The organism is Streptomyces sp. WAC05292, assembly GCF_003949955.1.
GTDB classification, from domain to species: domain Bacteria; phylum Actinomycetota; class Actinomycetes; order Streptomycetales; family Streptomycetaceae; genus Streptomyces; species Streptomyces globosus.
Window position 1 is genome coordinate 1 of sequence record NZ_RPSE01000216.1, and the last position, 10,291, is coordinate 10,291.

General features: G+C 74.1%; 7 protein-coding genes and 1 pseudogene. 6 read left to right on the forward strand and 2 right to left on the reverse strand.

The window, feature by feature from the left end; translation table 11 throughout:
• The 3 genes and pseudogenes from EF903_RS20995 to EF903_RS21005 form a co-directional block, all read left to right on the forward strand.
• Positions 1–789: helix-hairpin-helix domain-containing protein (locus tag EF903_RS20995; RefSeq protein ID WP_260615704.1), on the forward strand; the 789-nt coding region annotated here is incomplete at its 5' end.
• Positions 786–3,209, forward strand: a pseudogene (locus EF903_RS21000) (ComEC/Rec2 family competence protein); the annotation flags it as partial. The gene EF903_RS20995 and the pseudogene EF903_RS21000, both read left to right, overlap by 4 nt.
• 133 nt (positions 3,210–3,342) lie before the next feature.
• Positions 3,343–4,224 carry a YceI family protein gene (locus EF903_RS21005; RefSeq protein WP_125545428.1) on the forward strand — a complete coding sequence of 294 codons (882 nt, stop codon included), beginning with the start codon at positions 3,343–3,345 and terminating at the stop codon, positions 4,222–4,224.
• Positions 4,225–4,256: 32 nt separating this feature from the next.
• Here EF903_RS21005 and EF903_RS21010 read toward each other — a convergent pair whose 3' ends face one another.
• A complete protein-coding gene (locus EF903_RS21010; protein ID WP_125545430.1) occupies positions 4,257–4,499 on the reverse strand; it encodes a hypothetical protein in 243 nt (80 codons plus the stop codon).
• Positions 4,500–4,560: 61 nt separating this feature from the next.
• Here EF903_RS21010 and holA point away from each other — a divergent pair, with 61 nt between their 5' ends.
• A complete protein-coding gene (gene holA / locus EF903_RS21015; protein ID WP_125545432.1) occupies positions 4,561–5,559 on the forward strand; it encodes a DNA polymerase III subunit delta in 999 nt (332 codons plus the stop codon).
• Positions 5,560–5,763: 204 nt separating this feature from the next.
• Here the strand turns inward: holA and rpsT are convergent, their stop codons facing one another.
• On the reverse strand, positions 5,764–6,030 hold the full coding sequence (rpsT, locus tag EF903_RS21020) for a 30S ribosomal protein S20 (RefSeq protein WP_114057514.1): 267 nt from the start codon (positions 6,028–6,030) through the stop codon (positions 5,764–5,766).
• A 197-nt stretch (positions 6,031–6,227) separates the two neighbouring features.
• Between rpsT and lepA the strand changes: the two genes are divergently transcribed.
• Together lepA and EF903_RS21030 are read left to right on the forward strand one after the other, a co-directional pair.
• The gene (lepA, locus tag EF903_RS21025) at positions 6,228–8,093 is read left to right on the forward strand and encodes a translation elongation factor 4 (protein ID WP_125545434.1); all 1,866 of its coding nucleotides are present in this window, start codon (positions 6,228–6,230) and stop codon (positions 8,091–8,093) included.
• A gap of 228 nt (positions 8,094–8,321) precedes the next feature.
• A complete protein-coding gene (locus tag EF903_RS21030; RefSeq protein ID WP_125545436.1) occupies positions 8,322–10,211 on the forward strand; it encodes a long-chain fatty acid--CoA ligase in 1,890 nt (629 codons plus the stop codon).
• The last annotated feature ends 80 nt before the right edge of the window (positions 10,212–10,291 follow it).

A 10,291-nucleotide genomic window follows, 5' to 3' on the forward strand; every position in this document is an offset into this window, starting at 1 on the left:
GGGGTGGGGTGTGCGGGGGCGGTCGGGGCTGCGCCCTCGGGACGGCTCCGGGAGGCGGTCGGGGCCGCGGAGTCGGTGCGGGCCGTGGAGCCGCCGGTCGACGGGGAGGCCGCCGTAGCCCGGGACATGCGGTGGTTTGCGGTGCGGGAGCGGCTGCCGGTGTGGGTCCAGGCGCGGCTGGAAGTGCGGCCCCGGGCGGTGGCCGCCGTCGCGGTGGTCCTGGCGGCCGCGGTGGCGTTCGGGGCGCAGCAGTTCTGGTCGGCGCGGCCGCAGCCGGTGACGCCGCCCGCGGTGGTCGCCCCGGCCGCGGTGCCCGCCCCCTCACCGGGCGCGGCCCCCGCCGCGCCTGGCGCTGCCGGGCCGGCGTCCCGTGTGGTGGTGGACGTCGGCGGCAAGGTCCGCGATCCGGGGCTGCGGCGGCTGCCCGCCGGTTCCCGCGTGGAGGACGCGCTCGCCGCCGCCGGGGGAGCGCTGCCGGGCGCGGACACCACCGGGCTTAACCGGGCCCGCGTCCTCGTCGACGGCGAGCAGGTGCTGGTCGGACTGCCCGCACCGGCCGCACCCCCCGGCCAGGGCGGCCCCGGCGGACCCGCCGCCGGGCCGCTCAGCCTCGGGACGGCCACCGTCGAGCAGCTGGACGCCCTGCCCGGGGTGGGTCCCGTGCTGGCCCGGCACATCGTCGACTTCCGCACCGCCCGCGGCGGCTTCCGCTCGGTCGAGGAGCTGCGACAGGTCAACGGCATCGGCGAGCGGCGCTTCGCCGACCTGCGGAAGCTGGTGCGGCCGTGAACCGGGGGCCGGCCGTCCGGAGTGCGTCCGGCGGCCCCGGGTCCGGCCCGGGCGGCGACCCCGAGCGGGGGCCGGCGGATCTGCGGCTGGTGGTGCCCGCGTCGGCGGCCTGGGCGGCGGCCGCGGCCGCGCTCGGCGCGCCCGGCGCGTGGACCGCCGCGGGCGTGGTCTGCGCCCTCGCGGGAGCCGGGCTGCTGCTGTGCGCGGGGTGCCGGCGCCCGGAGCGGCTGTGGCGGGCCTGGACGGCCGCCGCGCTCGCGCTGCTGTGCGCCGCGGCGGGCGCCGCCGCGGCGGGTCTGACCCGGGCCGAGGAGCGGGCCGGGCCCATCCCCGAGCTGGCCCGGCAGCACGCCCGGGTGGTCGCCGAGGTGGCCGTCACCGCCGACCCGCGGACCGCCCGCGGGGACAGCGGCCCGCCGCTGGTCGTGGTGGACGCGCTGCTGACCCGGGTGGGGGCGCCCGGCCGGGGGCACGTCCGGGTGGCCACACCGGTGCGCGTCCTCGCCTCCGACCCGGGATGGGCGCGGCTGCTGCCGTCCACCCGGATCGCCGTGGAGGGCCGGCTGGGGCCCGGCCGGGCCGGCGAGCGGGCGGTCGCCGTGCTGCGGCCGCAGGCCGGTACCGGACCCGCCGTGACCGGCCCGCCCACGGCCGTCCAACAGGCGGCCGGGCGGCTCCGGCAGGGGCTGCGCACGGCCACCGAGGGGCTCGCCCCCGACCCGAGGGCGCTGCTGCCGGCGCTCGTCGTCGGGGACACCTCCCGGGTCCCGCCCGACCTGCACGAGGCGTTCCGGGCCACCGACCTGCTGCACCTGCTGGCCGTCTCCGGGTCCAACCTGACCGTGGTGCTGTTCCTGCTCATCGGGCCGCCCGCTCGGGCCCAGCTCGCCGAACGGCGCGGACTCGCCCCCCGCCTCGGGCTCTCCCTGAGGGCGACCGCCCTCGCGGGGGCGGCGCTGGTGCTGGCGTTCATCGCCGTCTGCCGGCCCGACCCCAGCGTGCTGCGGGCCGCGGCCTGCGGGGCGATCGGCCTGCTGGCCGTCGCCACCGGTCGGCGGCGGTCGCTGCTGCCGGCGCTGGCCGCGGCCGCGCTGCTGCTCCTCCTCCACGACCCGTGGCTGTCCCGCAGCCCCGGATTCCTGCTGTCCGTCCTCGCCACCGGCGCCCTGCTGACCCTCGCCCCGCGTTGGAGCCGGACCCTGCGGCGGCGCGGGATGCCGGCCCGCCCCGCGGAGGCGCTCGCCGCCGCGGCCGCCGCGCAGGCGGTGTGCGCGCCGGTGGTCGCGGTGCTCTCCGCCCGGGTCAGCCTCGTCGGGGTGCCGTGCAACCTGCTGGCGGAGTTCGCGGCCGCTCCGGCGACCGTGCTCGGCTTCGCCGCGCTGGCGGCCGCCCCGCTGTACCCGCCCGCCGCGCAGCTGCTCGCCTGGTGCGCGGCCTGGCCGGCCGGGTGGATCGCCGCGGTGGCGCGGGCGGGCGCCCGGCTGCCCGGCGCGGAGCTCGCCTGGCCCGGCGGGCTCGGCGGCGGACTGCTGCTGGCCGCGGCCGCGGGGACGGCCGTACTGCTCGGGCCGCGGCTGGTCCGTCGGCCGTGGGCGTGCGCCGGTCTGGCGGTGCTGCTGCTCGCCGCGCTGCTGCGGCCGCCGCAGCTCACCCGTACGCTCACGGGCTGGCCGCCGCCCGACTGGAGCTATGTGCAGTGCGCCGTCGGGCAGGGCGACGCCGCCGTCCTGGCCGCGGGCCCCGGCACGGCCGTGGTCGTGGACGCGGGGCCCGAACCGGGGCCGGTGGACTCCTGCCTGCGCGCCCTCGGGGTGCGGCGGGTGCCGCTGCTGCTCCTGACGCACTTCCATGCCGACCACGTCGGAGGCCTCCGCGGGGTGCTGGACGGCCGGTCTGTCGGCGTGATCCAGACCACTGTGCTGGAAGAGCCCGCCGGGCAGGCCGCGTTCGTCCGGCGGACCGCCGCGGCGGCCGGCGTTCCGGTCGTGCCCGCCTGGGCGGGGGAGCGGCGCCGGGCCGGGCCGCTCGAATGGCAGGTGCTCTGGCCGCCGCCCGGCGGGCCTGCGCCCGAGGGCCCCAACGACGCGAGCGTCGCCCTGCTGGTCCGCACCGCCGGCCTGACCCTCCTGCTGCTCGGGGACCTCGAACCGCCTTCACAGCAAGCCCTGTTGGGCAGCCGGCCGGACCTCGGCCCGGTCGACGTGCTGAAGGTCGCACACCACGGTTCAGCCCACCAGGACGCCGAGCTGCACGCCCGGGTCAGGCCCCGGCTGGCGGTCGTCCCGGTCGGCTCGGGGAACCGCTACGGGCATCCCGCGCCGGCCACGCTCGCCCGCCTGAGGGCGCTCGGCGCGACCGTTCTGCGGACCGACACCGACGGGTCGGTGGCCGTGGCCGGAAGCGGTCCGCGACTGCGCGCATTCCCAGCGCGACGAACGCGGCGACACGCCCATACCGGGCGCGCCCGCTCTGTTTGCCCCCAACCCGACCGCATGATCGAATGCGTTTTCGCCACAGCGGAACAAGTCCACACTGCACGGGGGTGCATCAACCATGTTCGGTCGCAGACGGGGGTCCGAGACGGCCGGGAGCGCCGGCTCGCACACATCCGCGACCCTGACGCTGCCTCACACGGCGCGCCTGCTCAGCTGCCGGGTCCTCGACACGGTGCACCAGCCGGTCCGGCGGGCGGCGTTCGAGGTGACCGACCCGATCGGCCGCCCCGTCGTCAGCGGGGAGACCGACCCGTACGGGGGGTTCACGGCGGCGGTCCCGGAGGGCGAGTACCGGCTCACCGTCACGGCGGAGGGCTACGCGCCGTTCCACGGGGCGACGCTGCTCGGGGACGCCGCGCCGGCCGGCACCGCGGAGATCATCCTCGATGCGGTGGAGCCGCCGCTGCTGCCGCAGCCGGGGCACTGGGAGATCGACCCGGGGCACTCCTCGATCGCCTTCACGGCCCGGCACATAGGGTTCGCCAGGATCCGGGGCCGGTTCACCACCTTCGCCGGCGCGGTCCGGATCGCCGACCGCATGGAGGACTCCTCCATGCATGTGATCATCGACACGGCGAGCATCGACACCGGTCTGCGGATGCGGGACGACCACCTGCGCTCCGCGGACTTCCTGGACGCCGCCCGCCACCCGACGGTGGAGTTCTACAGCGAGCGGTTCATCCACCGCGGCGGAAGCCGGTGGGCCGTCGCGGGAGCCCTCAGCCTGCACGGCACCAGCCGCTCGGTGACCCTGGACACCGAGTACCTCGGGCTCGGGGCGGGGATGGAGGGCGAGCCGAGGGCCGCCTGCCGGGCCACGGCCGGGCTCCACCGCGAGGACTTCGCCCTCGACTGGCAGTCGGTGCTTGCGGGCGGGGTCGCCGCCATCGGCTCCGCCGTCGACGTCAGCCTCGACGTGCAGGTCGTGCGGAAGGCCTGACCGGGGCCCCACCTGGGGCCCCGACCCGGGCCCTACGGGGCCTCCAGCCACCCCTCGTACTCGGCGGCGAGGCCGTCCAGCGCCGAGGCGTCGAGCCGGCTCTCCGGGTCCTCGACGACCACGAGCCACTGGGCGTCCTCGGCGTCGTCCTCCCCGGCCAGGGCGTCCCGGACCAACTGCGGCTCCTCGCCCGGCCCGAACCGCTCGACGACCTCCTCGGCCACCTCCTCGGCGGCGTCGCGGTCCGGCAGCACCAGTACATGTCGCACGTTCACGCGACCATTGTCGGGCACGGGGCGAGGGGGCCTGTCGGTGCGGCATGGGATCCTGGAGGCGATGGCCACGAGGAAGAACACCACCGACGATCCGCTCGCCCCGCTCACCCTCGCGGTGGGGCAGGAGGACCTGCTGCTCGACCGCGCCGTACGGGAGGTGGTGGCGGCCGCCCGCGCCGCCGACCCCGACACGGACGTGCGGGACCTGACGTCCGACCAGCTCCAGCCCGGCACGCTCGCCGAGCTGACCAGCCCCTCCCTGTTCTCCGAGCGCAAGGTGCTCGTCGTCCGCAACGCCCAGGACCTGTCGGCGGACACGGTCAAAGAGGTCAAGGCGTACGTCGCGGCGCCCATCGAGGACATCGCGCTCGTGCTCCTCCATGCGGGAGGGGTGAAGGGCAAGGGCCTGCTGGACGCGGCCCGCAAGGCCGGCGCCCGCGAGGTCGCCTGCCCGAAGATGGCCAAGGCGGCGGACCGGCTGGCGTTCGTGCGGGGCGAGTTCCGGACACTGGGCCGGTCGGCCACGCCGGAGGCCTGCCAGACGCTGGTCGACGCGATCGGCAGTGACCTGCGGGAGCTGGCCGGCGCGGTCGCGCAGCTGTGCGCGGACGTCGAGGGCACCATCGACGAGGCCGTCGTCGGCCGCTACTACACGGGGCGGGCGGAGGCCTCCAGCTTCACCGTCGCCGACCGGGCGGTGGAGGGCCGGGCCGCGGAGGCCCTCGAAGCACTGCGCTGGTCCCTCGCGACGGGCGTCGCCCCCGTGCTGATCACCAGCGCGCTGGCCCAGGCCGTCCGGGCGATCGGCAAGCTGGCGTCCGCCCCGCGCGGGGCGCGCCCCGCCGACCTGGCGCGCGACCTCGGCATGCCGCCGTGGAAGATCGACCGGGTCCGCCAGCAGATGCGCGGCTGGTCCGCGGACGGCGTCGCCGACGCGCTGCGCGCCGTCGCCGAGGCCGACGCCGGCGTCAAGGGCGGCGGCGACGACCCCGAGTACGCCCTGGAGAAGGCGGTCGTGGCCGTGGCCCGCGCGGCCCGCCCCCGCCGCCCCGCCCACTGACCCGGAAACGGCATGCCGAAGGCCCCGGCCTGCGCCCTGGGGAAGGGCGACGGCCGGGGCCTTCGGTTGCTGCTCTGGTGCGCCGCACCCGCGTGGCGAACGCAGGCCGCGTGCGGCGCTGGTCTCCCCGCCGGGGCGGGGGAGGTGCCGGTCAGGAGCGGAAGAGAGGGCCCGCTGGGTCCGTTCCGGCGATCACATCAGTGCTCAGCCCTGGAGGGAGGCAACCTTGGAAGCCAGCGCCGACTTCTTGTTGGCGGCCGAGTTCTTGTGGATGACACCCTTCGAAGCAGCCTTGTCCAGCTTGCGGGAGGCGACGCGCGCCGCCGCGGTGGCCTTCTCGACGTCGCCGGCGGCGACGGCCTCGTTGGCCTTGCGGATGAAGGTGCGGAGCTCGGACTTGACGGACTTGTTGCGCAGGCGCGCCTTCTCGTTCGTCTTGTTCCGCTTGATCTGGGACTTGATGTTCGCCACGAAAGAGCCTTTTCAGGTTCAGAGTTTGATCTTCCGGATGTGTCCCCCAGCTGAGAGGGCGTGGAAGACACAGCTGCCCAGGCTACCAGGGCGCCCACGGGCGGCCCAAACCGAGCGCACCGCCCCGTCCATGGGACCATGGAACGGACCGACACCCAGCCAGGCTTCCGACTGCGACCCGAGAATCAGGACACTGCGTGCCCGCCATCCCCAGCCACGTGCCCGAGCCGAGCCGTACCGACCCGGCGCTGATCCGCAACTTCTGCATCATCGCGCACATCGACCACGGCAAGTCGACGCTCGCCGACCGGATGCTCCAGCTCACCGGTGTCGTCGACCAGCGGCAGATGCGCGCCCAGTACCTCGACCGCATGGACATCGAGCGCGAGCGCGGCATCACGATCAAGTCCCAGGCCGTCCGTCTCCCCTGGGCGCCCACCGCGGGCGACGGCGTGGGCAGGACCCACATCCTCAACATGATCGACACCCCCGGGCACGTCGACTTCACGTACGAGGTGTCGCGCTCCCTCGCCGCGTGCGAGGGCACGATCCTGCTGGTCGACGCCGCCCAGGGCATCGAGGCCCAGACCCTCGCCAACCTCTACCTGGCGATGGAGAACGACCTCACGATCGTCCCGGTCCTCAACAAGATCGACCTGCCGGCCGCCCAGCCGGAGAAGTTCGCCGAGGAGCTCGCGAACCTCGTCGGCTGCGAGCCCGACGACGTGCTGCGGGTGTCCGCCAAGACCGGTGTCGGCGTCGAGGCGCTCCTCGACCGCGTCGTGCAGAACGTCCCGGCCCCGGTCGGCGTCAAGGACGCCCCCGCCCGCGCGATGATCTTCGACTCCGTCTACGACTCGTACCGCGGCGTGGTCACCTACGTCCGCGTCGTCGACGGCACGCTCAACAAGCGCGAGCGCATCCGCATGATGTCCACCGGAGCCACCCACGAGCTGCTGGAGATCGGCACCAACTCGCCCGAGATGCTCCCGGCCGACGGCCTCTCCGTCGGCGAGGTCGGCTACCTGATCACCGGTGTGAAGGACGTCCGCCAGTCCAAGGTCGGCGACACCATCACCCAGCAGAGCCGCGGCGCCACCGAGGCCCTCGGCGGCTACAAGGACCCGAAGCCGATGGTCTTCTCGGGCCTGTACCCGCTCGACGGCTCGGACTACCCGGAGCTGCGCGACGCCCTGGACAAGCTCCAGCTGAACGACGCCGCCCTGGTGTACGAGCCGGAGACCTCCGCGGCCCTCGGCTTCGGCTTCCGCGTCGGCTTCCTCGGCCTGCTCCACCTCGACGTGATCCGCGAGCGCCTGGAGCGCGAGTTCGGCCTCGACCTGATCGCCACCGCGCCCAACGTGGTCTACCGCGTGGTCATGGAGGACAAGAGCGAGATCACGGTCACCAATCCGAGCGAGTTCCCCGAAGGGAAGATCTCGGAGGTGTACGAGCCCGTCGTGCGCGCCACCATCCTCGCGCCGACCGAGTTCATCGGCTCGATCATGGAGCTGTGCCAGAACCGCCGCGGCACCCTCCTCGGCATGGACTACCTCTCCGAGGACCGCGTCGAGATCCGCTACACCCTGCCGCTCGCGGAGATCGTCTTCGACTTCTTCGACCAGCTGAAGTCCAAGACGCGCGGCTACGCCTCCCTGGACTACGAGCCCACCGGCGAGCAGGCCTCCAGCCTCGTCAAGGTGGACATCCTGCTCCACGGCGACAAGGTCGACGCGTTCTCCGCCATCACCCACAAGGACGCCGCCTACGCGTACGGCGTGCGCCTGGTCGCCAAGCTGCGCGAGCTGATCCCGCGGCAGGCGTTCGAGGTGCCGGTCCAGGCCGCCATCGGCTCCCGCGTGATCGCCCGCGAGACCATCCGCGCCATCCGCAAGGACGTCCTCGCCAAGTGCTACGGCGGTGACATCTCCCGCAAGCGGAAGCTGCTGGAGAAGCAGAAGGAAGGCAAGAAGCGGATGAAGATGGTCGGCTCCGTGGAGGTCCCGCAGGAGGCCTTCATCGCCGTCCTCTCCAGCGACGAGTCCGGCGCCAAGAAGAAGTAGCGACCGGCCGCACCGACAGCCGGAACAGGCTCCCGCACACACATGCGGGGGCCTGTTTCGTTATGAATCGGCGGCTCAAGGGCTCTTACGCGTCAGCCGGAGGGCCCCTAGTCTGATCACTGCCCCGTTGGTTACTCGCCAGTTTCAGACCCTGGTCTCAAACCCTGTTGGAAGCCGCCGTCCCACCCCCTAGGGCGGCAGCCCTGCCGCGTGGTCCGGAGGACGTCCGTGAGCGACACACTGACCCAGATCGAGAACCGTCCGCCCACCGTGGCGGCCCTCTTCCTTGAGCGTGTCGCCGCCACGCCGGACGCCGAGGCCTACCGGTACCCGGTGCCCGCGGCATCCGGCAGCGGCCCCGACGACTGGAAGTCGCTGAGCTGGGGCCAGGCCGCCGACCGGGTCTTCGCGATCGCCGCCGGCCTGATCGACCTGGGACTGCAGCCCGAGGAGCGCGTCGCGCTCGCCTCCAACACCCGCGTCGAGTGGATCCTGAGCGACCTGGGCGTGATGTGCGCCGGCGGCGCCGTCACCACGATCTACCCCAGCACCAACGCCGACGAGTCGGCGTTCATCCTGGCCGACTCCGCCAGCCGCGTGCTGATCGCCGAGGACGCCGCCCAGCTCGCGAAGGCCCGCGAGCGCCGCGCCGAGCTGCCCGAGCTCGCCCACGTCGTCGTCCTGGAGGCCGCCGACGCCGTCGCCGCGAAGGACGACCCCGAGGGCTGGGTGCTCTCCCTCGCCGACCTGGAGGCCCGCGGCCGCGAGTACCTCGCCAAGCACCCCGACGCGGTCCGCGACCGGATCGGCGCCATCACCTCCGACCAGCTCGCCACGCTGATCTACACCTCGGGCACCACCGGCCGCCCCAAGGGCGTCCGGCTCCCGCACGACAACTGGTCGTACATGGCCAAGGCCACCGTCGCCACCGGCCTGATCACCGGCGGCGACGTCCAGTACCTGTGGCTGCCGCTCGCCCACGTCTTCGGCAAGGTCCTCACCTCCGGTCAGATCGAGGTGGGGCACGTCACCGCCGTCGACGGCCGCATCGACAAGATCATCGAGAACCTGCCCGTCGTCCAGCCGACCTACATGGCGGCCGTCCCGCGCATCTTCGAGAAGGTCTACAACGGCGTCGCGGCCAAGGCCCGCGCCGGAGGCGGCGCCAAGTACAAGATCTTCCAGTGGTCGGCCGGCGTCGCCCGCGAGTACGCCAAGGTCACCCAGGACAACTACCGGCGCACCGGCCGGGCCACCGCGCCCCTCGGCCTCACCGCCAAGCACCGGATCGCCGACGCGCTCGTCTACTCCAAGCTCCGCGACGCCTTCGGCGGCCGGCTGCGCGCCGCCGTCTCCGGCGCCTCCGCCCTCGCCCCCGAGATCGGCTACTTCTTCTCCGGCGCCGGCATCCACATCCTGGAGGGCTACGGCCTCACCGAGTCCAGCGCCGCCTCCTTCGTCAACCCCGGCGAGGCCTACCGCACCGGCACCGTCGGCAAGCCGCTCCCCGGTACCGAGGTCCGCATCGCCGACGACGGCGAGGTCCTGCTCCGCGGCCCCGGCATCATGCAGGGCTACCACGGCCAGCCCGAGAAGACGGCCGAGGTGCTGGAAGAGGACGGCTGGCTGCACACCGGCGACATCGGCGAGCTCTCGCCCGACGGCTACCTGCGCATCACCGACCGCAAGAAGGACCTGATCAAGACGTCGGGCGGCAAGTACGTCGCCCCCGCCGAGATCGAGGGCCAGTTCAAGGCGATCTGCCCGTACGTGTCGTCCATCGTCGTCCACGGCGCCGACCGGAACTTCTGCACCGCCCTGGTCGCCCTCGACGAGGCCGCCATCCTCGGCTGGGCCGCCGACAACGGCCTCGACGGCAGGACGTACTCCGAGGTGCTCGCCGCCCCGGAGACGCACCGCCTGGTCGAGACGTACGTCCAGACCCTCAACGAGGGCCTCCAGCGCTGGCAGACGGTCAAGAAGTTCCGGATCCTGCCGCGCGACCTCGACGTCGAGCACGGCGACCTCACGCCCAGCCTCAAGCTGAAGCGGCCCGTCGTCGAGCGTGAGTTCAAGCACCTGATCGACGAGATGTACGAGGGCTCCCGCGAGGCCTGAAAACCCGCGCGGCAGGATCCGGAACTTCTTGACCGTCTGCCAGCGCTGGAGGCCCTCATTGAGGGTCTGGGCGTACGTCT